This window comes from Phenylobacterium sp. RIFCSPHIGHO2_01_FULL_69_31 (genome assembly GCF_001824475.1).
In the GTDB taxonomy this organism is placed as follows: Bacteria; Pseudomonadota; Alphaproteobacteria; order Caulobacterales; family Caulobacteraceae; genus Phenylobacterium.
The window spans coordinates 354,384-380,199 of sequence record NZ_MHXN01000003.1 but is presented as its reverse complement, the minus strand read 5'-3'; the positions used below and the strand labels follow the sequence as shown (position 1 = coordinate 380,199).

19 protein-coding genes are annotated in these 25,816 nt (G+C 68.8%); 12 read left to right on the top strand and 7 right to left on the bottom strand.

What is annotated here, in order from left to right; genetic code table 11:
- Positions 1-230 precede the first annotated feature (230 nt).
- The gene (gene soxR, locus A2790_RS01925) at positions 231-731 is read right to left on the bottom strand and encodes a redox-sensitive transcriptional activator SoxR (protein ID WP_293387040.1); all 501 of its coding nucleotides are present in this window, start codon (positions 729-731) and stop codon (positions 231-233) included.
- 183 nt (positions 732-914) lie between these two features.
- Between soxR and A2790_RS01920 the strand changes: the two genes are divergently transcribed.
- Both A2790_RS01920 and A2790_RS01915 read left to right on the top strand, forming a co-directional pair.
- Complete coding sequence (locus tag A2790_RS01920) at positions 915-2,045, top strand: arylamine N-acetyltransferase (protein ID WP_293387038.1); 1,131 nt, start codon at positions 915-917, stop codon at positions 2,043-2,045.
- 147 nt (positions 2,046-2,192) lie between these two features.
- Positions 2,193-2,564 (top strand): hypothetical protein, encoded by a 372-nt coding sequence (locus A2790_RS01915; protein WP_293387036.1) that lies wholly within the window; start codon positions 2,193-2,195, stop codon positions 2,562-2,564.
- A 305-nt stretch (positions 2,565-2,869) separates the two neighbouring features.
- Here the strand turns inward: A2790_RS01915 and A2790_RS01910 are convergent, their stop codons facing one another.
- Entirely contained in the window at positions 2,870-3,049 is a 180-nt protein-coding gene (locus tag A2790_RS01910; RefSeq protein WP_293387034.1) for a hypothetical protein, read from the bottom strand.
- Positions 3,050-3,124: 75 nt separating this feature from the next.
- The gene (locus A2790_RS01905; protein ID WP_293387032.1) at positions 3,125-4,372 is read right to left on the bottom strand and encodes an MFS transporter; all 1,248 of its coding nucleotides are present in this window, start codon (positions 4,370-4,372) and stop codon (positions 3,125-3,127) included.
- A 94-nt stretch (positions 4,373-4,466) separates the two neighbouring features.
- Between A2790_RS01905 and A2790_RS01900 the strand changes: the two genes are divergently transcribed.
- The 9 genes from A2790_RS01900 to A2790_RS01860 all read left to right on the top strand — a co-directional run bounded on the left by A2790_RS01900 (position 4,467) and on the right by A2790_RS01860 (position 17,860).
- Complete coding sequence (locus A2790_RS01900; protein WP_293387030.1) at positions 4,467-5,537, top strand: LacI family DNA-binding transcriptional regulator; 1,071 nt, start codon at positions 4,467-4,469, stop codon at positions 5,535-5,537.
- Between the two features lie 266 nt (positions 5,538-5,803).
- Positions 5,804-8,293 (top strand): glycoside hydrolase family 3 protein, encoded by a 2,490-nt coding sequence (locus tag A2790_RS01895; protein ID WP_293387028.1) that lies wholly within the window; start codon positions 5,804-5,806, stop codon positions 8,291-8,293.
- Between the two features lie 241 nt (positions 8,294-8,534).
- Positions 8,535-11,654, top strand: a complete 3,120-nt coding sequence (locus tag A2790_RS01890; RefSeq protein WP_293387026.1) for a TonB-dependent receptor — start codon at positions 8,535-8,537, stop codon at positions 11,652-11,654.
- Positions 11,655-11,742: 88 nt separating this feature from the next.
- A complete protein-coding gene (locus A2790_RS01885; RefSeq protein ID WP_293387024.1) occupies positions 11,743-12,471 on the top strand; it encodes a SapC family protein in 729 nt (242 codons plus the stop codon).
- A complete protein-coding gene (locus tag A2790_RS01880; RefSeq protein WP_293387022.1) occupies positions 12,471-13,496 on the top strand; it encodes a cupin-like domain-containing protein in 1,026 nt (341 codons plus the stop codon). The genes A2790_RS01885 and A2790_RS01880 overlap by 1 nt, the downstream gene beginning before the upstream one ends.
- A gap of 23 nt (positions 13,497-13,519) precedes the next feature.
- Positions 13,520-15,013 (top strand): tryptophan halogenase family protein, encoded by a 1,494-nt coding sequence (locus A2790_RS01875; protein WP_293387020.1) that lies wholly within the window; start codon positions 13,520-13,522, stop codon positions 15,011-15,013.
- 20 nt (positions 15,014-15,033) lie between these two features.
- A complete protein-coding gene (locus A2790_RS01870; RefSeq protein ID WP_293387018.1) occupies positions 15,034-15,657 on the top strand; it encodes a LysE family transporter in 624 nt (207 codons plus the stop codon).
- Between the two features lie 72 nt (positions 15,658-15,729).
- The gene (locus A2790_RS01865; RefSeq protein WP_293387016.1) at positions 15,730-16,242 is read left to right on the top strand and encodes a 6-carboxytetrahydropterin synthase; all 513 of its coding nucleotides are present in this window, start codon (positions 15,730-15,732) and stop codon (positions 16,240-16,242) included.
- 343 nt (positions 16,243-16,585) lie between these two features.
- Positions 16,586-17,860 carry an acyl-CoA dehydrogenase family protein gene (locus A2790_RS01860; protein ID WP_293387014.1) on the top strand — a complete coding sequence of 425 codons (1,275 nt, stop codon included), beginning with the start codon at positions 16,586-16,588 and terminating at the stop codon, positions 17,858-17,860.
- Positions 17,861-17,865: 5 nt separating this feature from the next.
- Here the strand turns inward: A2790_RS01860 and A2790_RS01855 are convergent, their stop codons facing one another.
- The 4 genes from A2790_RS01855 to A2790_RS01840 all read right to left on the bottom strand — a co-directional run bounded on the left by A2790_RS01855 (position 17,866) and on the right by A2790_RS01840 (position 22,869).
- Positions 17,866-18,237 carry a YbaN family protein gene (locus A2790_RS01855; protein ID WP_293387012.1) on the bottom strand — a complete coding sequence of 124 codons (372 nt, stop codon included), beginning with the start codon at positions 18,235-18,237 and terminating at the stop codon, positions 17,866-17,868.
- 230 nt (positions 18,238-18,467) lie between these two features.
- Complete coding sequence (locus A2790_RS01850; RefSeq protein ID WP_293387010.1) at positions 18,468-19,163, bottom strand: TetR/AcrR family transcriptional regulator; 696 nt, start codon at positions 19,161-19,163, stop codon at positions 18,468-18,470.
- 104 nt (positions 19,164-19,267) lie between these two features.
- Complete coding sequence (locus A2790_RS01845; protein ID WP_293387008.1) at positions 19,268-20,596, bottom strand: MFS transporter; 1,329 nt, start codon at positions 20,594-20,596, stop codon at positions 19,268-19,270.
- A gap of 2 nt (positions 20,597-20,598) precedes the next feature.
- Positions 20,599-22,869 carry a TonB-dependent receptor gene (locus tag A2790_RS01840; protein WP_293387006.1) on the bottom strand — a complete coding sequence of 757 codons (2,271 nt, stop codon included), beginning with the start codon at positions 22,867-22,869 and terminating at the stop codon, positions 20,599-20,601.
- 202 nt (positions 22,870-23,071) lie between these two features.
- Between A2790_RS01840 and A2790_RS01835 the strand changes: the two genes are divergently transcribed.
- A complete protein-coding gene (locus A2790_RS01835; RefSeq protein ID WP_293387004.1) occupies positions 23,072-25,801 on the top strand; it encodes a M14 metallopeptidase family protein in 2,730 nt (909 codons plus the stop codon).
- Positions 25,802-25,816 lie beyond the last annotated feature (15 nt).

Genomic DNA, 25,816 nt, shown 5'->3' with positions numbered 1-25,816 from the left:
GCCCCGCGGAAACGCGGGGCTTTTTTGTTGGCCGGCGATCAGACCGATCGACAGCGCCACGCTAGCGGCCCCCGCGGCCCTCAGCGGCGCGGCGAGCAGTGCGATTGGTCATCGCCGTCTCGTCGGCGGAAGACGAGCGCCGATCTGGAGGAGCGCCGATACGCCTCAAGTATCGCCACCCCGATGGGCAGGTTACGGGTTCAGGTCGCTGGCTGCGTCGCCTGGAGCGATTAGAGGTCCGCCGCTGAGGCTGAGCGCCGCGCCGCGGGAACGGGCTCGATCAATCGGGGACCGGGCCCCTCGCGACCCAAGGTGTCGTTAGGGTTCCGCAGAGGACAGTTGCTCGTGGAAAGACATCCACAGCCGATGCAGCCGTCGAGTTGGTCGCGTAGGCCGACAAGCCCGCGGATCCGCTGGTCCAACTCGTCGCGCCAGCGTGCGGACAGCCGCCGCCAGTCCTCGCGCGTCGGAGCCCGGTCCAGTGGCAACTCTGCGAGCGCTTCACGCACCGTTGCGAGCGGAATGCCGGCGCGCTGCGCCACGCGGATCACCGCGAGGCGGCGGAGCACCTCGCGAGAGAAGCGGCGCTGATTGCCCTCGCTACGTCGGCCCCGGATTAGCCCCTTCGCCTCGTAGAAGTGGATGGTCGAAACGCGCACGCCGCTACGCGCCGCCACTTCTCCGACTGTGAGCTCCGTCGCCGGTCGAGCTCCCGAAACAAGCCCTCTCATCCGTCTTGACCTCAACTAAGGTTGAGGAAGTATGCCCGGGCTCCGTCCCTTGCAAGGAGGAGCAGACATGACGAAATCGACCCGCTTGGCGATGATCCGCGGCAGCGTCCGGGCCAACCGCTTCTGCGATACGACAGCCGACCGGACGTCGGCGCGCGACGCCCGACCCTATGGAGACGCCGCATGAGCGGCGAGCCTGCAACGCCCGGGAGTCGCCTGTTGGTCATCGGCCAGGACCCGGATGTGCAATCCTTCGTGCTGCACGAGCTCGGCGCGGCTGGCGTCCGCGCGCAGGGGAGCACCCTGGCGCAGCTGGATGGGGAGCCTGAAGCCGGCTTGGACCTAGTGGCGTTCGGCGCCGGCGTCCCGTGGAGCAAGCGTAAGGCGCTGGAGGCCAGATTCCGGATGGCCAATCCGGCGGTCCGATTTGTGCGCACCTATGCGCCTTACGCCGCTTCCCAGATCGCCGGGGCCCTGGCCGCGGCCCGTCAGCCTGCTGCAGTCGATCTTGCGGCCTACTGCCAGCGGATCGGCCATAGCGATCCGTTGGCGCCAACGCTGGAGACGCTGCGTGCGCTCCAGGCTCGCCACCTGGCATCCATCCCGTTCGAGGCCATCGATGTGCTGTTGGGGCGCGGCGTCGACATCTCCCATCAGGCCGTCGAGGCCAAGCTCATCGGCGCTCGCCGAGGCGGCTACTGCTATGAGCAGAATGGCCTGTTCCGGCGGGTCCTGGGCGCGATCGGGTTCGAGGTCGACCCCCTCGTCGCGAGCGTCAGGTGGATGGCCACGCCCGGCGAGCCGCCGCCGCCAAGGACGCACATGGTGCTGCGGGTGTGGATCGAAGGCGCGCCTTGGCTTGTGGATGTTGGCTTCGGCTCTGCTGTCCCTTCGGCCCCGCTGCGTATCGACACGCGCGATGTTCAGGGCACGGGCGATGGCCGCTATCGGATCATACCTCTAGGTGCTGGCTTCTTGGTCCAGGCCGAGGCGGGAGACCGTTGGCTGCCCCTGTACGACTTTTCATCCGAGCCGATGCTTGACGAACACTATGAGCTCTTCAACTGGTTCACCTCCACCCACCCCTCGTCTCACTTCCGCCGACAGCTGATCGTCACCAGAGCCACACCGGAGGCGCGATACGCGCTCCTTGAGGGCCGCCTGACGGTGCGGCGATCGCGCGGCGAGGTGGAGCGCAGTCACCTTTCACCAGGCGAGATCGCGCATGCCTTGGAGGACGTGTTCGGACTTCGGCCCGAGCCGGCGTGGCAGCCAATACTGGAGGCCGCCGCTGAAAGCGCTCACGACCCCTGACGGCGCAAACGCAGCGTGACGAGGTGATGCTCGGTCGGTGGACGATGAAGCTGCCGCTCCGGAGCGTCATCAGCTCTTGATTTGGGTCATACCGCTTTCGTCAGGGCGGGCGTCGCATGGCTCCGACCCTGAATTGGAGTGCTTGGCATGACCTCGGCAACTCGTCGGATCGCACGCATCGCGGGCCCAACTGCGATTGCTCTCGCCGCTACCGAGGCTGCCAACATGCACATCTTCGCGGCCCAGACGGCGCCTGTCGTGTACCTCAACGGAACCCTCCTGTTTGTGGCTGGCGTGGCCATCGTTCAGGCCCACAATAGCTGGCGCTGGGGCTCGCCCCTGCTCGTGACGCTGACCGGCTGGGGTGTCACCGCACTCGGTCTCGCCCGCATGATCCAGCCGGACGGAGTCACGGCGCAGGAGGGACTGTTCACGGCGGCCATCTTTCTCGCGATGTTCGTGCTCGGCGGCCTGCTCTCCTGGCTGGGCTATCGGCCGGCCCAAGGTGCGCTGCGATAGCCCCGATCTGGGCCCTCGTAGCCAATGAGGGCGAACGAGCGCGGCGCGAGGGCAGGAGCTGATTCAGGACGATCCAAGGTCAGGATTTCTATCTGGGGTCGATGTCAGAGCTCGACGGTCCCCCGTCGTCATTTCGACGTGGCTCCATCTCCAGGACTGCACCGCGACGTTCCTTGTTTGGCGCAGTCGCGTGGTGCGTTCTGCGAGAGCCTCTGAGGTGAGGCGCTCACACGAGCAGCTGATTGAACCGGCCTCGGAACGCCGGTCCCAGGCGAACGGCAGCGGCATTCAGGTGATGGCGAGGCTCAGCCGACGAGCCGCAAGAGGACTTCGCCGCCGCGGCGGACTTCGACGAACTCGGCGGCCTCCTGCGCCAGCATTTCGCGGGCGCGTCGCATGAGCTCGAGCTCGGATCCGCAGAGGACGGGCACGAAGCGGGGCGCAGAGTCCTTCTGGGCCACATAGAACTCGTAGGTCGTCAGCATGGCTGCAGCTTGCTTGCCCGAACCCGCCTCGCCATGACTTGTGTCAATCCGCGGTGTCGCTGAGCCGACGGGGCCTCAGCGCGCGCGGCGGATGGCGAGGATCAGCAGGCCGCCGGACGCCGCCGCCAAGCCGGCTGCGAGGTAGAGCCAGGCATAGCCGGCGGCGGTCTGCAGCAGCGCGGCGCCGAGAACCGGGGCGAACATCTGGGGCAGTGTGTTGGCGAGGTTGCTCACGCCCAGGTCGCGCCCGGCGTCGCGGTCCGAGGGCAGCACCTCGGTGATCAGCGCCGCATCGACAGCGGTGAAGATGCCGTAGCCGGCGCCGAAGATGGCGAAGGCGCCGGCCATCAGGCGCCAGTCGGCGCTGAAGGCGAGGAGGGTCGCGGCCGCGGCCACGAGCAGGCCGGCCGCCAGCACGAACGCCTTGCGCCGCCGAAGGTGGTCGGAGAGGAACCCGCCGGCGAGGCTGGCGGCGATCTGGACCAGGCTGGACCCGATCACGAGCAGGCCCAGCAACGCCTCGGGCGCAAGGCCGCCGGGCGGCGCCCCTCGATCCTGGATGTTGAAGAGCGTGAACAGCGAGACGATGGTGATCCCGGCCTGGATCAGCAGCCGCGAGAGCCAGGCGACGGCGAAGTCGCGGGTCAGGCGGAACGGCCGCCGTGTTCCGAGGCGGTGCGGCCGCGCCAGGCGAAAGATCCTGGGGCCGGTGGGCGTCTCGCGCGCCAGGAACAGCACCGGGACCATGGCGGCCAGCAGCAGGCCTGCGACGACGGCGTAGCGGACGCCTTCCTGCGGCAGCGCCACACCCACGAGCAGCGCGCCGGTCATGGCGCCGGCGGGCGGGGCGAGGCCGATGAACCCGGCGGCCCGGCCCCGCTGGGCCGGGGGGACCTGGTCGGCCAGCAAGGCGACCAGCGGCCCGAACATCAGGTTCAGGCAAAGCTGAAAGAGCAGCACGCCGCCCACCAGCCCGAACGCTGTATGGGCCCGCATGATGACCAAGCAGGATGCGGCCGTGCCGACGGCGCCGACGATCAACCAGGGCCGTCGCCGGCCGAAGCGCGAGTGCGTGCCGTCGCTGAGCGCGCCGGCCAGGATATTGGCTCCGCCCGCCACCAACGCCCCCCAGAAGCCGACCTGCGCCAGGATCCACGCCTTGCCGCCCGGGTCGATGGCGGCGGCCTTCAGCGGCGCAAGGATCGTGAGCAGCGGCATGAACGCCAGGAAGGCGCCCATTTGCGCGATCGCCAGCGCGGCCAGGAAAGCGCCGCTGGCGGCTTGCGGTCGCGGCGGGACATCTGCAAGGAAAGCGCTGGACACGAACGGCATCCTGGTGCGGTCTGCGGCGCTGCGCAATCGGCGCGACGCGGGCGCCGGCGAGGGCCTCCATTCCCATCCCGGCGCGGGAGACCCGATGAGCGCGGTCACGATCTACGACGTTGCGGAGCGCGCCGGCGTCTCCATCAAGTCGGTTTCCCGGGTCCTGAACGGCAAGCCTAACGTCACCGAGGCGCTGCGCCGGAAGGTGGAGGAGGCCGCCGAGTCTCTCGGCTATCGCCCGAGCCTCTCGGCGCGCGGGCTGGCGGGAGCCCGGTCCTACATCATCGCCGCGCTGGTCGACGCGGAACTGACCATCGAGCACTGGCGCTCCGGACGCGGCAACGACTACCTGAGCCGGATGGAGCTCGGCGCGCTGATGGAGTGCCGCCAGGCCGGCTGCCATCTGCTCATCGAGCTGGTGGACGTGGCCTCCGACACCCTCAAGCGGGACATCCTGGCGATGGTGTCCTCGCTGCGTCCGGACGGGCTGATCCTCACGCCGCCGGTTTCGGACTGCGCCGTCGTGCTGAGCGCTCTGGACAGCCGCGGAGTCGCTTACGTGCGGCTCGGCGCGGAGACCGAGCCGTCGCGCGGGCGGCGCGTGTACATGGACGACCACCGGGCCGCCTACGACATGACGGCATATCTCGCCCGCATGGGGCACCGGGACATCGGCTTCGTCGTGGGTAGCCCGCGCTATGCCGCGAGCCGCGCGCGACGCGAGGGCTTCGAAGCCGCGATGGCGCAGCATGGCTTGCAGGTTCGGCCAGAGTGGGTCGCCGACGGCGACTTCACCTTCCCGTCGGGCCTGGACTGCGGCCTTCGGATCCTATCGGCTGATCCGCGGCCCACAGCCATCTTCGCCAGCAACGACGACATGGCCTTCGGCGTGATCCAGGCCGCCCGACGGCTGGGCCTGTCCATACCCGGCGAGGTGTCGGTCGCGGGGTTCGACGATGCGCCCGGCGCTCAGTTCTCGGCGCCACAGCTGACCACCGTACGCCAGCCGGTCGCCGAGATGGCGGAGGCGGCGGCGCGCATGATCATCGCCCATGCGCAGGATTCGACCCACGAAGCGCCGCGGGTCCGCGAGGTGGCCTATGTGGTGATCGGGCGAGAATCGACCGCCCCGCCGCCACCGCCCGCGCGCCACGACCGCCCCTGAAGATCGCTTGATCCGGGGTGCCCGGCGAGCGGCGCGACCGTTCCGCAATGTTAGCGTTATCGGAATCTGTTGACAGCGCTGTCATTGCACGTAACGGTTTCATTATCGCAACGGCCGCGACTTGAGACGGCCGGGAGGAAACACCCCATGGTCCCGCCTGGCATCCGCCTGGGCGCGCGGGCGTATGCCGCGGCCTATTTCGTCCCCACCTGGCGCGGCGACCGGATCGCCGCGCCGTCCTTTTCCTGCGCCTGAACGGGCGTCGGATGGGGCAGAGATTCCTTCGCGGCGCTTGCGTGGCCACGGCGGCGACGCTGGGGCTCGCTGCCGCGCGCGCCGCCGAGGCCCCGGCGGCGGTGCATCCCGAGGTCTGGCCAGCGTCCCATAGCCGGGGCCTCAGGGATCCGCGCACCGAGGCGTTCGTCGACGACCTGATGGGGCGCATGAGCCTGGAGGAGAAGGTCGGCCAGCTGATCCAGGCCGACATCGGTTCGATCCGGCCCGAAGACCTGCGCGAGTTCCCGCTGGGCTCCATCCTGGCCGGCGGCGACAGCCCGCCGCTGGGCGCGCCGGATCGCTCTGGGGCGGACGCCTGGCTCGCCACGGCCCGCGCCTTCCGCGCGGCCGCGACCGAGGCGCGCCCCGGCCGCCCGTCGATCCCCCTCATCTTCGGCATCGACGCCGTGCACGGGAACAACAACGTGGTGGGCGCCACCATCTTCCCGCACAACATCGGCCTGGGCGCGGCCCGCGATCCGGAGTTGATCCGGCGGATCGGCGAGGCGACCGCTCGCGAGACCGCCGCCGTAGGTATCGACTGGGCGTTCGGCCCGACCGTGGCCGTCGTCCGCGACGACCGTTGGGGGCGGACCTACGAGGGGTATTCCGAGGATCCGGAGATCGTGGCCGGCTACGCCCGGGCCCTGGTGACGGGCCTGCAGGGGGCGCCCGCCGCATGGCCCGCGCTGCAGGGCGGTCACGTCGCCGGTTCGGCCAAGCATTTCCTGGGCGATGGCGGTGCGGCGGACGGCCGGGACCAGGGTGACAACCGCGCGAGCGAGGCCGACCTCGCCCGCCTCAACGCCCCGGGCTACGCCTCCGCCATCGACGCCGGGGTCATGACGGTCATGGCGTCCTTCTCCAGCTGGCAGGGCGAGAAGCTGCACGGCCACCGGGGCCTGCTGACCGATGTGCTCAAGGGCCGGATGGGCTTCGACGGCTTCGTCGTCGGCGACTGGAACGCTCATGGACAGGTGACCGGCTGCACCAACGAGAGCTGTCCCCAGGCCGTCAACGCCGGCGTCGACATGCTCATGGCCCCCGACAGCTGGAGGGGCCTCTACCGCAACACGCTGGCGCAGGTCCGGTCGGGGGAGATCCCGATGGTCCGGCTGGACGACGCCGTTCGGCGCATCCTGCGGGTCAAGGTCAAGGCGGGGCTGTTCGGGCCGCGGCCCCTGGAAGGCCGGGTCGAGCTGGTCGGGGCGGCGGAGCACCGCGCGCTGGCGCGCCGCGCCGTGGCCCAGTCCCTGGTGCTCCTGAAGAACAACGGCGGGGTCCTGCCGATCTCGGCCCGGGCGCGCGTCCTGGTGGCCGGCGACGGGGCCGACGACATCGGCAAACAGACCGGCGGCTGGACCTTGAGCTGGCAGGGGACCGGCAACGGGCCTGCGGACTTCCCGAATGCCCAGTCCATTTGGAGCGGCATCCGCGACGCGGTGGCCGCGGGCGGCGGCCAGGCGGAACTCAGCCCCGACGGCCGGTTCGACGTTCGTCCCGATGTGGCGATCGTGGTGTTCGGGGAGAACCCCTACGCCGAGTTCCAGGGCGACCGCGCCACGCTGGAGTATCAGCCGGGCGCGAAGAGCGACCTGGCTCTGCTGCGGAAGCTGAAGGCGCAGGGCGTGCCAGTAGTGGCCGTCTTCCTGTCCGGCCGTCCGCTGTGGGTGAATCCGGAGATTAACGCCGCGGACGCCTTCGTCGCCGCCTGGCTGCCGGGCAGCGAAGGCGCCGGCGTGGCTGACGTCCTGGTCGGCGACGCGCGCGGCCGTCCGCGAGCGGACTTCCGCGGCAAGCTCTCCTTCTCCTGGCCCAAGCGGGCCGACCAGTTCAGCCTCAATCGGGGCGACCCCGGCTACGACCCGCTGTTCGCCTACGGCTATGGCCTGACCTATCGCACCAGCCGCGAGGTCCCGCGCCTTTCGGAAGCCTCCGGCGTCGCGGCCGTCGCCGAGAACGTCGACCGCTACCTGGCGGGCGGGCGGGTGGCCGAGCCCTGGCGATTGTTGCTGCGGGACTCGGGCGGCGAGGCCGTCGCGCCAGGGACCGAGGCGGCCGTCTCGCCGGCAGGCGCCTTGGCCGTGCGGGTGGTGGACGCGGCGGGTTTGCAGGGCTCCGGGCGCGCCTTTGCCTGGAGCGGCGCGGGCCGGGCGGTCTTCGCCGGCCCCGCCGTCGATCTCCGGCGGCAGGCCAATGGCGACATGACCCTGCTGGCGACCTACCGTGTGGATCGGCGGCCGACGGGCCCCGTCCGCCTGGGCCTCGGCGCGGCCAGCGTGCCCCTTCAGGACGTCCTGGGCGCGGCCCCGCCCGGCGCGTGGCGGACGATCAAGGTCAGGTTGTCCTGCTTCCGGGCGGGCGGCGAGGACCTGGCTGCAGTGACCTCGCCGGCCTGGATCGAGGCTTCGGGCGGGCTGGAGCTCGCCCTGGCCGAACTGCGGCTCGCGCCCAACCAGAACGACGCGGTCTGCCCATGACGCGGGCGGGCGACACGGAATTTGACGCCCGCGCCGAATTCGCAGGCCTGTCGTCGGTTAATTGTGACGGTGGCGTGAAAAATCATGATCTCCGGATTGACGGCATCGAAATAGTAATGATAACGCTACCATAATCTAACGGAAAGTGTTCGAAGCTCCGTGCGAGACGCGGAGGTGTGAGAATGCTGCGCGGCAATAATAACCAGGATCTTACCGATCCGATACAGACGGGGGAATATCCATGAAACGGCGTAGTTTCCTGCGTACATCTTCATCTGCCCTTTCCATCGCGGCATCTTTGCTTGCGGGGGCGGCCGTCGCTCAGACTAAGGATCCAGCGCAAAGCGAGGTCGAAGAGATCGTCGTCACCGGGTTCCGCGCCTCCATCGAGCAAGCGATGGGGATCAAGCGGAACAGCAGCGGGGTGGTGGATGCGATCGTGGCCGAGGACATCGGCAAGTTCCCGGATACGAACCTGGCGGAGTCGCTGCAGCGGATCACCGGGGTGTCCATCGACCGAACCAACGGCGAAGGGTCGCGGGTGACCGTCCGGGGCTTCGGCAGCGGGTTCAACCTGGTGACCCTGAACGGACGCACGATGCCGACCGCCGATGTCCAGACGGTGGGCGGCGACCAGGACTCCGACAACTCCCGCGGCACCAGTCGCTCGTTCGACTTCTCGAACCTCGCCTCCGAAGGCGTGAGCGCGCTGGAGGTCTACAAGACCGGCCGGGCGGCCATCCCGTCCGGCGGCATCGGGGCCGCCATCAACGTGCGCACCCGCCGCCCGCTAGATGGGGAGGCGGGCCTCACGGGCAGCGTGAGCCTGAAGGGGCTGTACGACACGGGCGTCGAGAAGAGCCTCAAGGACGCCGACAAGATCACGCCGGAGGTCTCGGGCCTGCTGAACTGGGCCGACCAGGAGGAGCGGTTCGGCGTTTCGATCTTCGGCAGCTACCAGAAGCGCAACTTCACGAGCCGGAGCGCCACCTCGAACGACTGGAACGTCCGCACCTATGCGGACTTCCTCAATCCGTCCAACGGCTTCGTGAGAAACGATGGCACGACGCAGATCACCAACGCGCCGTCCAGCCACAGCACCCTGGTCTCGATCCCGAACGACAGCCGCTATCACTTCTCGGAGGGGGAGCGGGAGCGCTTCAACGGTCAGGTCACCCTGCAATTCCGCCCGACCGAGAACTTCACCCTCACGGCCGACGCCCTGTACGCGCGCAACAAGGCGCATGAGGAACGGAACGATCAGACCAACTGGTTCAACCGGCCGTTCAACCAGGTGACCTTCGACGACAATCCCACCGTGGCGACGGCAGTCTTCCTGCAGGAGACGCTGAGCGGGGTAAAGGACGTCGGCTTCGAGCAGCAGTACCGGGCCAACACCGACAGCCTGCAGTCGTTCGGCCTGAACGGCGAATGGCAGGCGACCGACCGCCTCTCGATCTCCGTGGACGGCCATCTCTCGCGCGCCCAGAGCAAGCCCGGCGGCTCGAACGGGGCAAGCGCGACCCTCGTGGCCATCGGCGCGCCGGTGATCGCCGCCCACTCGGTGGATTACAGCGGCCGGATCCCGGTTCAGAGCACGACGATCAACGACGCCGCCCCCCGCGGCAACGGCAACGGCGCGCTCGACGTGGGTGACCTGGGCAGCCAGGTGGCGCGGACCTTCGCCCACCGGCAGAGCCAGGACATCAAGGAGATCCGGGCCGACGTGACCTGGGACCTGGACGACGCCGGCAGCCGGCTGGACTTCGGCGCCAACTTCCGCGCGTCCCGCATGCGGCAGTCGAACGTCAACACCCAACAGGACCTTGGCAGCTGGGGCATCTCCAACCCGGGCGACGTGTCCCGGGTCGCGGGCAGCCTGGTCAGCGAGTTCTGCCTGGCGTGCAAGTTCGACGAGTTCGATCCCCAGCAGACCGGCCCAGGCCTCGTGGCGTTCCGCGCCAACGCCATCGACCTCTACGACGCCCTGTCGTCGTTCTACGCTCAGCGCGGCAACGCCGTCGGCATCACCGAACAGGGCGACAACCGCGTTGATGAGGACATCTTCTCGGTCTACGGCCAGCTCACCTGGAAGGGCGAGGTCGCCGGCCGGCCGGCCTCGATGGTGGCCGGCGTGCGCTACGAGCGGACCAAGGTCGAGTCGATTTCGCTGGTCCGCGTTCCCACGGGCATCGTGTGGACGGCCGACAACGACTTCCGGATCGACACCTCCAGCCAGTATCAGCCGATCGACGGAAAGGGGAAATATAACAACCTGCTGCCGGCGCTCGACTTCCAGATCGACCTGCGGGACGACCTGGTCGCCCGCGCCTCGTTCAGCCGCACGATCGCGCGGCCGGACTATGCAGACCTGTTCGCCGCCCTTGCGGCCGAGGCGCCGAACCGGCCCATCGCCAACGGCGCGATCCCGCTGGGCCGTTCCGGCAACCCCGACCTTCTGCCTCTGATCTCGGACAACTTCGACGTCTCGATCGAGTGGTACTACAAGCCGGGCAGCTTCGTTTCGGCGGGTGTCTTCGAGAAGCGGGTGAACAACTTCGTGGGCGTCGGCACGTTCGACCGGCCGCTCTTCGACCTGCGCGATCCCAGCTCCGGCGCCGCCGGGACCCGGTCGGGCCAGGCGCGGGAGCTGCTCAATTCGGTCGGGGCCAACCAGACCGACGTGAACCTGTTCACCGCGACGGCGCTGATCACCACGACCGGCTCGGTGGACGCGGCGAGGGCGCAGTTCCAGGCCAACCGGATCGCCGGTCCGGGCGGAACGCTGGGCGACCTGAACCAGGCCTTCGTCGACCAGATCCTGGCGGCCGTGGACATCAGCGCCAACGCCAGCGATCCGCTCCTGAGCTTCCAGGTGTCCCAGCCGATCAACAACCGGTCGGCGAAGATCTGGGGCTTCGAGGTGGCGGGCGCGCACTTCTTCGGGGAAACGGGCCTCGGCATCGCCGGCGCCTACACCTTCGTGGACGGCGACATCGGCTTCGATATCGGTGCGGATCCCGGGCAGGACCAGTTCGCCCTTGTGGGGCTCAGCGACACGGCCAACGTGACGCTGATCTACGAGAAGTACGGCATCTCGGCCCGGGTGTCCTGGAACTGGCGCGATAAGTATCTGGCCCGGCTGAACCGCCAGGGATCGCGCAATCCCGTCTTCGTGGAGCCCTTCTCCCAAGTGGACTTCGCCATCAGCTACGACGTCAATGAACGCCTCGCCGTGACCTTCGAAGGGATCAACATCTTCGAGGAGAACCTGCGGACCTATGCCCGCGACAAGGACCAACCCTATTTCGCCCAGGAACTCGACACGCGCTACCTGCTCGGCGCGCGGTACAAGTTCTGACCCGGGCAGCCGGGTGGTCGGAAAGGCCGCTGTTCTCAGCGGCCTTCTTCGCCCTAACCTGCGGCAGGCGAGGGCCGTCGGGGCCGAGATGACGAACAAGGTGCTGCTCAACAACGTCGACCACGCCGACCTGCGGGTGATCACCCGGCACGGGCCGGAGTTCGGCGACAGCGTCAACCAGGTGCTGGTCTTTCCGAGGGAGTTCGAAGACCTGCAGCGCGAGTACCCGATCTTCTTCCGCCAGGACGCCAACGGGGACTATCAGGCCGTCGCCCTTCTGGGGCTCGACAAGGACGAGAACCTGTTCCTCGGCGCGGACGGCTGGAACGCCCGCTACGTGCCCGCGGCCCAGCAGCGCGGGCCGTTCTCCATCGTCCTGCAGGCCCCGCGTCCCGGGACCGCCGGCGAGCCCGAGGCCATGATCCACATCGACCTCGACCATCCGCGCGTCAGCTGGACGGAGGGCGAACCGCTGTTCCTGCCGGCCGGGGGAAATGCGCCGTACCTGCAGCACGTCTCCCGGCTGCTGGGGACCCTCTTCGACGGACTGGAGGCCGGCGGCCCCTTCTTCGAGACGCTGGACCAGCTCGGGCTCATCGAGCCCGTCGAGGTGGAAGCGACGCTCACGGATGGCACGGCCTACGTGATCCCCGGACTCTTCACCGTCTCGGAGGCCCGGCTTGCGGCGGTGGCGGGGCAGGACCTGGAGCGTCTGCACCGCTCGGGAACGCTGCGGGCCGCTTATGCGGTTCTCTCGTCGCTCGGCAACGTCTCGTCTCTCATCGACGCCAAGCTGCGCAAGTCGGCGGGACGCTGATGGAGGTGCGGTCGACGCAGGAGCTGGAGGGGGTGCGGCCCGGCGATGTGCCGCTCGATGAGCTGCTCGATGCCCAGCGCCCGACGATCTTCCGGGGCATGGCGCGCGACTGGCCCCTGGTGCGGAAGGGCCTGGAGTCGCCACGCGCGCTGATTGCGGATCTGAAGGCCCGGGACAGCGGGCGCCCGGTGGTGGGTTTCACGGGGGCGCCCGAGATCCAGGGCCGGTTCTTCTACGACGAGGGCCTGACCAGCCTGAACTTCCGGGCCGAGCCGGTCCGCCTGGACGCCTTCCTGGACCGGATCGCCGAGGGCCTGGACGATCCGACGGGGCCTTCGCTCTACATCGGCTCGACCGACATCGACACCTACCTGCCGGGCTTGCGGGCGGAGAACGACCTCGGGCTCGACGCGGCGGCGTTCGGCGGCGCCGCGCCGACGGTGAGCATCTGGATCGGCAACCGCACGGTTGCCGCCGCCCACTACGACATGTCGAACAACATCGCCTGCTGCGTCGCCGGCCGCCGGCGCTTCACGCTCTTCCCGCCGGATCAGGTGGCCAACCTCTATCCGGGCCCGCTGGAGCCGACGCCGGGCGGCCAGGTGGTGAGCCTGGTGGATATCCGCGCGCCCGACTTCGAGCGGTTCCCCCGGTTCCGGGAGGCCCTCGCCGCGGCGCAGACCGCCGAGTTGGAGCCTGGGGACGTCCTCGTCTATCCCGCGCTCTGGTGGCATCAGGTCGAGGCGCTGGAGGCGTTCAACGTCCTGGTGAACTACTGGTGGAACCCCTCGCCGCGGTTCATCGACACGCCGCAGACCACCTTGCTGCACGGCCTGCTCAGCCTCCGAGAGCGGCCCGAGCACGAGAAGCAGGCCTGGAAGACGCTCTTCGACTTCTACGTCTTCGGTCCGCCGGATCGCGCCCGAGAGCATCTGCCTGGACCGGCGCAGGGCCCTTTGGGCCCGCTGGATGAGATGAAGGCCCGGCGTCTGCGCGCCCAACTGCTGAACCGGCTCAACAGATGAAGCCCGGACCCAAGGGGGAGACGATGCAAGGACAGGTCGTGAAGAAGGTCGTCGTGGCGGGCGGCGGTTCGGCGGGCTGGATGGCCGCCGCCGGGCTGTCCACCCAGCTCGGCGCCCTGCTCGACATCACCCTGGTGGAGTCCGACGCCATCGGCACGGTGGGCGTCGGGGAATCGACCATCCCGACCGCGCGCACCTTCGTCCATCTGCTCGGCCTCGACGAGCGCGAGTTCATGCGGGAGACGGGGGCGACCTTCAAGCTGGGCATCCTGTTCGAAAACTGGGGCCAGGTCGGCGACCGCTACATCCACTCCTTCGGCCAGGTGGGGAAATCCACCCTGATGGCGCACTTCCATCACCTGTGGCTGCACGCCAAGGCGCAGGGGTTCGGCGGCGACTTGGGCGACTACTGCCTCGAGCTGCGGGCGTCCGAGGAGGGCAAGTTCTACACGGCCGACGATGCGCCGGTGAACTACGCCTATCATATCGACGCCACCCGCTTCGGCCGCTACCTCCGCAAGCGCTGCGAGAACAAGGGCGTCCGGCGCGTCGAGGGCAAGATCCAAGAGGTCCAGCAGCACCCGCAGACCGGCCACATCACCGCCCTGGTCCTGGAGTCAGGCGAGAGGGTCGAGGGCGACCTGTTCATCGACTGCACCGGGTTCCGCGGCTTGCTGATCGAGCAGACATTGAAGGCCGGCTTCGAAGACTGGGGCCAATGGCTGCCGAACGATCGCGCCGTGGCCGTGCAGACTCGCACGCGCGATCCAGCCATGCCGCTCACCCGCGCCATCGCCCACACCGCCGGCTGGCAATGGGGGATCCCGCTGCAGCATCGCGAAGGGAACGGCTGGGTCTACTGCAGCGACTTCATGTCGGACGACGAGGCCTCCAGCAGCCTGCTGGGCCAGCTCAAGGGCGAGCGGCTCACCGACCCGTGGCAGCTGCGCTTCCGCCCGGGCCGCCGTCGCAAGGCCTGGGACAAGAACTGCGTGGCCATCGGCCTGGCCGCGGGCTTCATCGAGCCGCTGGAGGCCACGTCGCTGCACATGATCATGATCGCGGTGACGCGGCTGTTGCAGCTCTTCCCGTTCACCGGCGTCAACGACGCCCTGACGACCCGGTTCAATTTCCTGGCGAACCAGGAGATCGAGCGGATCCGGGACTTCATCATCCTCCACTACAACGCCACTGAGCGGACCGACACGCCGTACTGGAACCGCTGCCGCACCATGGAGATTCCGGCCTCCCTGGCCGAGCGGATCCAGCTCTTCCGCGAGACGGCCCAGGTCTATCACGTGCCCGGCGAGCTGTTCCTGGTGGACTCCTGGCTGCAAGTGATGCTGGGCCAAAGGATCCGGCCGGCCAGCCACCATCTGATGGGTGCGCTCATGCCGCCCGAGCAGTTGCGCCGGGCCCTCGACGACCTGAAAGGCAACATTGACCGCGCCGTGGCCCGCATGCCCAGCCACCAGGACTTCGTGGACCGTTACGCCGGCCTCGAGTTGGCCGACTGAGGCGGGAAGGGGAGCGGGCCGTGATCGAACTGGACGCCTTCGTGCTCGCCGCAGCGTTGCTGCTGCTGACCCCCGGGCCAACCAACACTCTGCTGGCCGCCGCCGGTGCGATGCTTGGCGCGCGGCGGGCGGCCCCGCTCATCGCCGCCGAGCTGCTGGGCTATGGCGCGGCGATCCTCGTCCTGGAGGCGTTCGTGGCGCCCGTGGTGGAGTCTATGGCCTGGTTGCGGCCGCTCCTGCGGATCGCCTGCGCCGTGTACCTGGCCTACACCGCCTGGCGCATCTGGACGGCGCCTCAGGCGGACAGCCAGGGGGCGATCACCTGGGGGCGGGTCTTCCTTGCGACGCTCAGCAATCCGAAAGCGCTCATCTTCGTCTTTGTCATCTTGCCGCCCCGGTCGATCGGAGTGGTCGACCTGGTCGAACCCTACCTCATGGTTCTGTTCGCCTTGATGGCCCTGGCGGGGAGCGTCTGGGTCGCGCTTGGCGCCGCCGTCCGGGCGGGCGCGCGCGGCGGCGGAGGGCTGACGATCCGCCGGACCAGTTCGGTGGTGGTGGCGTTCTTCAGCGCCCTTCTGCTTGCCTCGGCCGCTGCCCCCGTCGCCTCCGCCGCCAGTCCGGTCCGGGTGACGCAGGGGCGCTGATCCCGACCTTGACCGCGATCAATGGGTGGCGGGTCCCAATGACCTACCGTGTCGGAGCGGAGTGTCCGGCAAATGGCGTTCTTCTCGACCAAGACCTACGGGGCGGACCGCGGGCTTTCCTGCGCCCTGCGGCAGTGGGCGGCCGACAGCCAGTGCCAGCTGCTGCACGGATATTCCCTGGGGTTCCGATTCACCTTCGCCGCCGAGCAGCTCGATCATCGGGGTTGGGTGGTGGATTTCGGGGCAGGCGGTTTCGGCCCGATCCGCAGCTGGCTCCATGAGACTTTCGACCACGCGCTCCTCGTCGCGCGGGACGATCCCGATCGGGCCGAACTCCTGCGGCTGGCCGAACTGGGCCTCGCCAATGTGCGGCTGCTGCCGGCCACCAGTTGCGAGCGGATCGCCCAGTACGTGTTCGAGACCGCCCAGCCCATGATCGCGGCCCAGACGAAAGGCCGCTGCTGGATCGACGCCGTCGAATGCTTCGAGCATGGCGCCAACAGCGCGGTCTACCGCAACCCGGAGTCCGTGCGTCGCCAGGTGTCGGCGGAGGTGCTGCAGGCGCTGGCGGACGAGGCGACCTGACCCTCGCTTGAGCCAGTTGGCGGTCTGGCTTGACCCCCATCAAACCCCCGGCCCGGGCGCTCCGCTAACGTGAAGACAGGCAAGCAACGGAGGTGATCGCGGCGCAAGCAGACTATCGACATGACGATCCCCCTCTACGGCCCTGCGCAAGCGCGTGGGGCCGTTTTCTTGTTCGGCGCCAGCTTGAGGAAGATCAAGGTCCGCGACCGGCCCGATCATATGCTTCGGCCTGCGTGAGAGCGCATCCTGCATGGCCCGCTGCGGTCTACCCAGCTCACTTGTCCCTCAAGTCCAGGCCGTGGCGGGCGCCTGCCGGACGAAACAATAGGGTGGAGACGCGACCGTGGATTTCAGGCTTTCCGAACGGCAGACCGCCTGGCGTGATCGCGTCCGCGATTTCATGCTCGCCCACGTCTACCCGGCCGCGGCCACCTACCATCAGCAAACGCAGCGCGAAGGGGCCGCCCGCTGGGCGGTCATCCCCGTCGTCGAGGAGCTCAAGGCGCGCGCCTACGCCGAGGGGCTCTGGAACCTGTTCCTGCCGCCGTCCGAGCACGACGAAGGCGAGTACCACGGAGCGGGCCTCAACAATCTCGAATATGCCCTGTGCGCCGAGGAGATGGGACGCGTGGGGTTTGCGTCCGAGGTCTTCAACTGCTCCGCGCCCGACACGGGCAACATGGAGGTGCTGCATCGCTACGGAACGGCCGCGCAGAAGGCCCGCTGGCTGAAGCCCCTGCTGGACGGCGAGATCCGCTCCGCGTTCCTGATGACCGAGCCGGACGTCGCCTCGTCGGACGCGACCAACATCCAGACGGTGATCCGCCGCGATGGCGACGACTATGTGATCAACGGCCGCAAGTGGTGGTCGTCCGGGGTCGGCGATCCGCGCTGCAAGGTCGCCATCGTGATGGGCAAGACCGACGAAGGCGCGGCGCGTCATACCCAGCAGTCGCAGATCCTGGTCCCCATGGACACGCCGGGGATCGAGGTCGTGCGGATGCTACCGGTCTTCGGCTACGACGACGCGCCGCACGGCCACGCCGAGGTGGTGTTGCGCGACGTCCGCGTGCCGGCGGAGAACCTGATCCTCGGCGAGGGCCGCGGCTTTGAGATCGCTCAGGGTCGCCTGGGCCCCGGACGCATCCACCACTGCATGCGCACTATTGGCGCCGCCGAGGTGGCGCTGGAGAAGATGGTCGACCGGCTCCTGTCCCGGGTGGCCTTCGGCAAGCGGCTCGCCGACCAGTCGGTCTGGGAACAGCGCATCGGCGAAGCGCGGCTCGACATCGAGATGAGCCGGCTCCTCTGCCTGAAGGCGGCCGACATGATGGATCGGGCGGGCAACAAGGCGGCCCAGCTCGAGATCGCCATGATCAAGGTCGCCGCCCCGCGCGCGGCGCTCCGCGTGATCGATGCAGCGATCCAGGCGCACGGCGGCGCCGGCGTGTCCGAGGACTTCGGCCTGGCCCGCGCCTATGCGGGCATGCGCGCGCTTCGTCTCGCCGACGGTCCGGACGAGGTGCATCTCCGTTCGATCGCGCGACTCGAGATCGGCCGGCACGGTGAGCGCGTCCGGGCATGGCGCAAGGGCGATGCGCCGCTCGCCGCGGAGTAGGGCGCTCAACCCGACGGCCGCGTCAGGATGAAGACGGCCACGGTCGCCAGCACGGCGCCGGTCGCGCCCAGCACGATCGGGCCGGCGGCGGCGAAGGCCAGCAGCGCCCAGCTTCCCGCCATGAACACGATGGCCGTGGCCTTCGCCTTTCGCGGGATGGCGCCCCTCTCTTCCCAGTCGCGGACCATGGGGCCGAAGCGCCGATGGCGGCGGATGCGCTCGGCCCAGCCCGGTGCGCCGCGCGCGAACGCCCAGAGAGCCACCAGCAGGAATGGTGTCGTCGGCAGGATCGGCAGGACGACGCCGGCAGCGGCCAGAGCGACGGCCGCGATGCCGAGGCAACGATAGGCGATGACGGCGACCCGGCCGCGCGGCACCGGTCAGCCTCGCGGACCGGGGCTGAATCCGCCGGCGACATCCTCGCGACCGTCGAACCCGGTGACATGACGCACTTCGGCACCTTCTTCATTGTCGGCCGCGCCGGTGGGACGCCTCTGTCCAGTTACAGGGGAGCGGGCCATGCGCACTATGGCAACTAGCGCGCGTGGTTTGACCCTGAAAGGTCCATTCAGCCGCGGCTGAGCTGTGGATGTCTGGAACGAGGCGGTCAGCCGGCGCGAGCCGCGCCGCGGGCGTTGCAGATTTCGAGGAAGCCCGCGGCCATGAAGCGCGCCATCCGCTGCTGGATGGCGGGGAAGTCTTCGGACTTGCAGACTCCGCCGGACAGCTTGTCGATGCGTCCGGTGCGGGCGAGGGTCACCATCAGGGCGCCGGTCACGAAGTGGTAGCCCCAGAAGATGTCTTCTTCGGCGCTGTCGGGGAGGGCCTTCTTGAGGAGCTCGATCAGCCGCAGCACGACCGGATCGAAATGCTGGTCCATCAGCTCGGCCCCCCACTCCGGCGTATTGGCAACCAGCGCCCCCAGTGCGCCGTAGTTCTTCCACCCTTCGCCGCCCTGGATGTAGAGGTCGAGGTCGGTGTCGAGGAAGGCGTGAAGGGCGCCCTCCACGGTCGGCTTGCCCCCCGTCGCGGCATCGTACGCGTCCAGGGCGTTCATGCGCCGCTCGCTGGTGACGGCCGCGCGCCGGGCGAACACGGCGTCGAACAGCGTCTTCTTGTCCTCGAAATAGTAGTTCATCAGCGTGTGGTGCACGCCCACCCGCTGGGCGACGTCCTTCAGGGTGACGCCGTACAGGCCATGCCTTGAGAACAGATACTCCGCCGCGTCGAGGATCTGCTCGATCGATTCCGCCCGCTGCTCGGCCTTCTTCGATACGCGGCGGGGGCGGGAGGTCTCGGGCACGTCGCGTTCTTTCCGCCGCACCGTGGAGCCCGTCAAGTCGACGCTCCCGGCGCGCGGCCGACCCGCGGCGCGCCGCCGCCTCTCGCCTCGATCTTCGCCATCGATCATGCGCGCGCCTCTTCGCGCTTCAGCACGCGGGCCAGGGCCAGGAAGAGGGCCACCGCCACCAGGTAGACCGGGGCGAGCGCATAGAAGGCGAGCTGGAGTGAGTTGTCCGGGTGGTCGGGCCTGAGCAGGTCGCTGACCGCGCCGACGAAGGTGGGGCCGACGCCCATCCCGACCAGATTCATGACCAGCAGCAGCAGCGCGCCGGACAGCACCCGCTGCTCGGGCGCCACCTCCTCCTGCACAAGGGCGACGGCGGACGACAGGTAGAAATAGTTCAGGAAGGTGGGTCCCAGCAGGAACGCCAGGGCCAAGGGCCAGCTCGGCGCCCACACGAACGCCAGGTAGGGCAGGATGGCGAGGGACAGCGAGATCGCCGGCGCCAAGGCATAGGCCGTCTTGGCCTTCCGCGTGAACCGGTCGATCACCCGGCCGGAGACGAAGATGCCGCCTCCCATGCCGACGGCCACCACCAGGGCGTACCACAGCGATACGTCCTGAAGGGTCATGCCCTTTTCCCGCATCAGGAAAAGCGTCGTGAAGTTGCCGGCGCCATAGGTGACGATCTGTGTCGCCGCACTGGCCAGGGCGACCAGCAGCAGGGCGGGCGTCGAGAAGAAGTTGCGCACCGTCGGCCAGAAGCCGGCCTGACCGCCCGTGGACTTCGGCGGGACGCCCGCTGCGCGGTCGAGGCCGCCGCGTTCCGGTTCGCGGACGCCGAGCAGGACCACCAGGGCGGCCACGAGCCCGACGGCGCCCAGGATGATGAACGCCATCCGCCAGCTGTAGGCCGCTGCGATCGCCGCGCCGAACGCGACGCCCATCGCCTGGCCGATGGGCGGGCCGAGGTTGAAGAGGCCGAGCGCCGTGCCGCGGCGCCCGGGCGGGAAGTAGTCGGTGATGATCGCGTACGACGGCGGCCCCCCGCCCGCCTCGCCGACGCCCACGGTCATCCGGGCGAGCACGAGCTGCGGATAGTTAGCCGACAGCCCACAAGCCATGGTGGCGGCGCTCCAGAGGCCGCAGGCGGCCGCCAGCACGCGCACCCGGTTCGTCCGGTCGGCAAGCCAGCCGACCGGGATCGAGATCAGGCAGTAGAACAGCGCGAAATAGAGACCGCTGATCAGGCCGAGCTGGCCGTCGGTGACGCCGAGCTCGTCCTGGATGGGCTTCGCCAGGATCGACAGCAGCTGCCGGTCCAGGAAGTTCAGCACATACACGAAGCAGAGGATCGCCAGGACAGGCCAGGCCCCCGCCGCCGGCTTCACGGCCGCGGCGGGGCTCTCGTCCAACCCCGCCGCGGCAGGCGCATGAGGACTGTGCGCCATGCCTAGAAGTCGTAGCCCACGCGCACGCCCACCGTGCGCGGGCGCTGCTCCGCGAACCGGCTGGCGAGGAACGCCTCGGGGTGCACGTAGGTGATCTTGCGGCTGTCGAAGAGGTTCTCGACGTAGGTCGCGACGGTCAGCTTATCGAGGGCCACGGCGAACGTCGCGTTCAGGTTCGTGTAGGCCTCCGTGTAGGCGTAGGTCGACTGGAGCACGCCCGGCCGGCCCGGGATGTACGGGAACAGCCCCGGATACTTGCCCACCCGCTGGACCACGGCCGACACGTTTGCGCGGGCCTCCGGCGTCAGGTCGAAGCCGTAGTTGAAGTAGGCCGCGCCCTGGAAGCGGGGTGAGGCCAGGCGCACGCCTTCTCCGGCGCCGGAAATGGCGGCTTCGGTGGGCGTGAGCTTGGTGACCTCGGCTTCGTTGAAGGCGCCGTTGACGCCCACCGTCAGGCCCTCGGCCGGCAGGGCGATGACCTCGAACTCGAGGCCGCGGCTGACCGCCTTGCCGATGTTGGTGGCGAACTGCACCGAGTCGGACACGCGGTTCGCCTGGACCTGGATATTCTCCCAGTCGATCCAGTAGGCGGCGAGGTTGGTCGTCAGCCGCCCGTTCAGCCAGCGGCCCTTGAGGCCGATCTCGTAGTTCGTGAGGTCGTCGGAATCGGCGCCCGCGGGGATGACGATGTCGTTGGGGTTCACCACGCTGACCCGCCCGGCGAAGGCGTTCACGACGGGGGTGCGGAAGCCCGTGGAGACGGTGGCGTAGGTGGTGATGGCCGAACTCGGCTTGTACGAGAGGCTGATCTTGTATGAGGGACCGGTCTCCTTCGCCTTCACGCCCACGGCCGGCGCCACCTGGGTGATGGTCAGTGGTCCGCGGAAGCCGGGCGTCAGGGCGGCGGTGAGGTAGTTGCTGTTGTAGCCGCCCTCCGTAATGGTTTGGGCCTCGAACCCGCCGTACCGAAGACCGCCGGTCACCCACAGCTGATCGCTGAACCGGTAGGTCACCTCGCCGAAGCCGGCGAGTTCCTGCGAATTCGTGTGGTTTCCGAAGCGCTGGTAGTATTCGTCCGGCAGGCCCGTGAAGCCCCGAAGCGCCAGATAGTCCGGGCGCGAACGGTAATTGTAGTCAACGTCGATCCGGCGATCGAGGTAGAAGCCGCCGATCACCCAGTCCCACTTGCCTCCCGGATCGGACGCCAAGCGAGCTTCCTCCACGAAGGTGTCCATGTACGCGTCGGCGTCCAGGCCGAATGCGATGCCGAGCGGACTTCCGGTCGCGTTGCCGAACGTGCCGCCGAGATCGACGTAGAACTTCTGGTTGAACTCGGACCAGGTGGTCGAACTGGTGAACTGCGCGCCGTCGAACTGGTGCTCGACGGTGGCGTTGTAGCTGGTCAGCCAGCCCTGGAAGAGATCGGGCCTGTCCGACACGCGTTTGTCATGGCCCAGGGCCGGGCTGATCGTCGAGGAGTCGCGCGGCTTGCTGACCTCGCGCGATGCCAGCAGCTTCACCGAGGTCCGGTCGGTCGGCTTCCACAGTAGCGCCACCCGGCCACCCCAGGCGTCGAGGTCGTTGGAATTCTTCCGCGCGGTCAGGCCGACGTTATCGATATAGCCCTCCTCGTCGCGGTAGAAGCCCACCGCGCGAAGCGCCAGCTTGTCGTTCACGAGCGGCACGTTGACCATCGCGTTGTAGCGCTGGCGCAGCGAGTCCGAGCCCGTCAGCCCGTAGTCGACCAGGACCGAGGCGTCGAACTGGGTCAGGTCGGGCTTCCGGGTCAGGATGCGCAGCGCGCCCGACAGCGAGCCAGAGCCGAACAGCGTGCCCTGCGGCCCGCGCAGGAATTCCACCCGCTCCACGTCGTAGAGGTTCGGGTCCATGACGGTCGTGTTGCCGATCGTGGAGATCGGGAGCTCGTCGATGTAGACCGCTACGGTGCTCTGCAGGTTGGCGCCGTAGCCGTTGGTCGCGATGCCGCGCGCCGTGAAGTTGTTGAAGTTGGCGCTGGGCCGGTTCAGCACCACGCCCGGCGTCTCCACCGCCAGGCCTTCGTAGCCGACGATGCCCTTGGCGGTGAGCGCCTCCTGCGAATAGGCGGTCACGCTCAGCGGAACATCCTGCAGCCGCTCGCTGCGCCGCGTCGCGGTGACGATCACTTCCCCAACGTCGGTCGCCCTGGGGTTTACGGGCGGGGTCTGAGCCAACGCAGGCACGGCCGCGCCGAGGGTCGCCGCGCAGGCCGACCCGAGTAGAAGCGCCTTCATCGTTTCCATCCCTCTCTCGTAGCTCCGGTCATTGGCGCCGGTGCTGTGAGGGGAGCATGCGATCCGGGCCTGACGCTGTCAACGTTCACTCTCTTGCGCGTGAATGTCTTCCCGGGCTGGACCCGCGTACGTCTTCGCGGCATGGAATCGGGGCTGGCCTTCCCGACCCCGGGCGTCCGCGCGAGAGGAATGGAGAAGGCTCATGAGCTTGAACCGCGTGCTCAAAGGCGCCGCCGCAGCGCTCGCGCTGCTGTCGATGTCGCTGGCGCCGCTCGCCCAGGCGGCCGGTCCCGTGACCTCGCCGAAGGAGGCGTTCGGCCACGACATCGGCGACGACTACTTCCTGGCCAACTACACGCAGCTCGAAGCCTATTTCAAAACCGTCGCCGGCCAGTCCGACCGCATGAAGCTGGTCGACATCGGCCCCACTGAGGAGGGTCGGCGCGAGTACATGGCCATCGTCTCCTCGCCGGCCAACCTGGCCCGCCTGGACCGCTACCGCGAGATCGCCCGAAAGCTGGCCAAGGCCGAGGGCGTCAGCGAGACCGAGGCGAAGGCGCTGGCCGCCGAAGGCAAGGCTGTCATCTGGATCGACGGCGGCCTGCACGCCACCGAGACCGTGCCGCCGCAGGCGCTGATCGCCGCGTTGCATGAGATGCTGACCCGGGACGACCCCGAGACGAAGCGGACCCTGGACGACGTCATCATCCTGTTCGGCCAGGTGAACCCGGACGGCATGGAACTGGTGTCGAACTGGTACATGCGCCACGCGGACGAGAAGAAGCGCGAGTTTTCCAGCCTGCCGCGGCTCTACCAGAAGTACATCGGCCACGACAACAATCGCGACTACTACATGTCTGCGATGAAGGAGACGACCAACGTCAATCGGATCTTCTTCCGAGAGTGGTTCCCCCAGATCATCTACAACCACCACCAGACCGCGCCGGGCGGGACGGTGGTGTTCGTGCCGCCGTTCCGCGACCCCTTCAACTACAATTACGACCCCCTGGTGATGTCGACCCTGAGCGAGGTCGGCGCGGCGATGCACAGCCGGCTGATCAGCGAGGGCAAGGCGGGGTCGACGATGCGCAGCGGCGCCACCTATTCCACCTGGAACAACGGGATGGAGCGCTCGGTCACCTACTTCCACAACGCCGTGGGCCTGCTGACCGAGATCACCGGCCACCCCACGCCCATGGCCATCCCGCTGGTGGCGCGGAACCAGATCGCCCGCAACGACCTGCCGGCGCCCATCGCGCCGCAGCCGTGGCGCTTCCGCCAGTCGATCGACTATTCGCTGAGCCTGAACCGCGCAGTGCTGGACTACGCCTCCCGCAATCGCGAGCGCCTGCTGCTGAACATCTGGCGGATGGGCGACAACTCGATCCGGCGCGGGCGCCAGGACAGCTGGACGATCACGCCGAAGCGGATCGAGGCCCTCGAGGCCGCCGCCAAGGGCAAGCCGTTGGTCGGCTCCGGCCGCACCGCCGGCCTGGATCCCGAACTCTACAAGACCGTGCTGCAGGATCCCGCCCGGCGCGATCCCCGCGGCTACATCATCCCGGCGGACCAGGCCGACCTGCCGACGGCGGTGAAGTTCCTGAACGCCCTGATCAAGACGGGCGTTGACGTCCACCGGGCGACCAAGCCATTCGCCGTCGCCGGCCGCGCCTATCCCGCGGGCTCGTACGTGGTGAAGGCCGACCAGGCCTACCGGCCCCACGTGCTCGACATGTTCGAGCCCCAGGACCACCCGCACGACTTCGCCTATCCCGGCGGCCCGCCGATCCCGCCCTACGATTCCACCGGCTACACCTTGGCCCTGCAGATGGGCGTGAAGTTCGACCGCGTGCTCGACGGCTTCGACGGCCCGTTCGAGCCGGTCGCTGACGTCATGGCGCCGCCGCCGGGCCGGATCGTCGGCTCGGGCCGCGCGGGGTACCTGGTCAGCCACGAGACCAACGACAGCTTCATCCTGTCCAACCGGCTGCTGAAGGCGGGGCAGGGCGTCTATTGGCTGAAGGCGCCCGCCAAGGTGGGCGGCAGGACCCTGGCGCCGGGCGCACTGTGGATTCCGGCGACCCCCGCCAACCGGGTCATCGTGCAGACCGCGGCCCACGACCTGGGCCTCACCGTCCATGCGATGTCGGCGGCGCCTGCGGGCGAGAAGCTCAAGCTGAAGCCGGTCCGCGTCGGCGTGGTGGACCGCTACGGCGGCAACATGCCGGCCGGCTGGACCCGCTGGCTGATGGAGCAGTACGAGTTCGACTACACCGTCGTCTATCCCCAGCGCCTCGACGCCGGCGACCTCGGCAAGGACTTCGACGTCTTGGTCTTCGCCAACAACGTCTTGGGCAGCGACGAAGGGGGCGGTTACGGCCGGCAGCCGAAGCCCGAGGATATCCCGGCCGAGTTCCGCGCCTGGCTGGGAGAGATCAGCAAGGACAAGACCGCGCCTCAGCTTGCCGCCTTCCTGCGATCGGGCGGGGCGGTGGTGGCTATCGGCAACTCCACCCGCCTGGCCGAGATGGTCGGCGTCGCCGCGCCCAGCGCGCTGAACGGCGCCGACGGCAAGCCCTTGCCCCGCAACGACTTCTACATTCCCGGCTCCCTGTTGGAGGTCTCGGTCGACAACAGCCAGCCGCTCGCCTACGGCGCGCCCGCGACCATGGCCGTCTTCTTCGACCGCAGTCCGGCCTTCGCGCCCGGGGTAGGGACCCGCGCCGCCTGGTATCCGAAAGGCGACGTCTTGCGCAGCGGCTGGGCGGTCGGTCAGGAGAAGTTGGCCGGAGCCGGTGCGGTGGTGGATATGGATGTGGGCAAGGGCAAGCTCTTCCTGATGGGCCCGGAAGTCGCCCAGCGCGCCCAGTCCCACGCCGCCTTCAAGTTCCTCTTCAACGGCCTGCAGTACGGTCCCGCCGTGGCGGACTGACCGGGGCGGGCTGGC

Excerpts from the sequence above, each read along its gene's own strand:
- soxR (WP_293387040.1), bottom strand. The coding sequence starts at position 731 with ATGAGAGGGCTTGTTTCGGGAGCTCGACCGGCGACGGAGCTCACAGTC.
- A2790_RS01920 (WP_293387038.1), top strand. The coding sequence starts at position 915 with ATGAGCGGCGAGCCTGCAACGCCCGGGAGTCGCCTGTTGGTCATCGGC.
- A2790_RS01915 (WP_293387036.1), top strand. The coding sequence starts at position 2,193 with ATGACCTCGGCAACTCGTCGGATCGCACGCATCGCGGGCCCAACTGCG.
- A2790_RS01910 (WP_293387034.1), bottom strand. The coding sequence starts at position 3,049 with ATGCTGACGACCTACGAGTTCTATGTGGCCCAGAAGGACTCTGCGCCC.
- A2790_RS01900 (WP_293387030.1), top strand. The coding sequence starts at position 4,467 with ATGAGCGCGGTCACGATCTACGACGTTGCGGAGCGCGCCGGCGTCTCC.
- A2790_RS01895 (WP_293387028.1), top strand. The coding sequence starts at position 5,804 with ATGGGGCAGAGATTCCTTCGCGGCGCTTGCGTGGCCACGGCGGCGACG.
- A2790_RS01890 (WP_293387026.1), top strand. The coding sequence starts at position 8,535 with ATGAAACGGCGTAGTTTCCTGCGTACATCTTCATCTGCCCTTTCCATC.
- A2790_RS01885 (WP_293387024.1), top strand. The coding sequence starts at position 11,743 with ATGACGAACAAGGTGCTGCTCAACAACGTCGACCACGCCGACCTGCGG.
- A2790_RS01880 (WP_293387022.1), top strand. The coding sequence starts at position 12,471 with ATGGAGGTGCGGTCGACGCAGGAGCTGGAGGGGGTGCGGCCCGGCGAT.
- A2790_RS01875 (WP_293387020.1), top strand. The coding sequence starts at position 13,520 with ATGCAAGGACAGGTCGTGAAGAAGGTCGTCGTGGCGGGCGGCGGTTCG.
- A2790_RS01865 (WP_293387016.1), top strand. The coding sequence starts at position 15,730 with ATGGCGTTCTTCTCGACCAAGACCTACGGGGCGGACCGCGGGCTTTCC.
- A2790_RS01845 (WP_293387008.1), bottom strand. The coding sequence starts at position 20,596 with ATGGCGCACAGTCCTCATGCGCCTGCCGCGGCGGGGTTGGACGAGAGC.
- A2790_RS01840 (WP_293387006.1), bottom strand. The coding sequence starts at position 22,869 with ATGAAGGCGCTTCTACTCGGGTCGGCCTGCGCGGCGACCCTCGGCGCG.
- A2790_RS01835 (WP_293387004.1), top strand. The coding sequence starts at position 23,072 with ATGAGCTTGAACCGCGTGCTCAAAGGCGCCGCCGCAGCGCTCGCGCTG.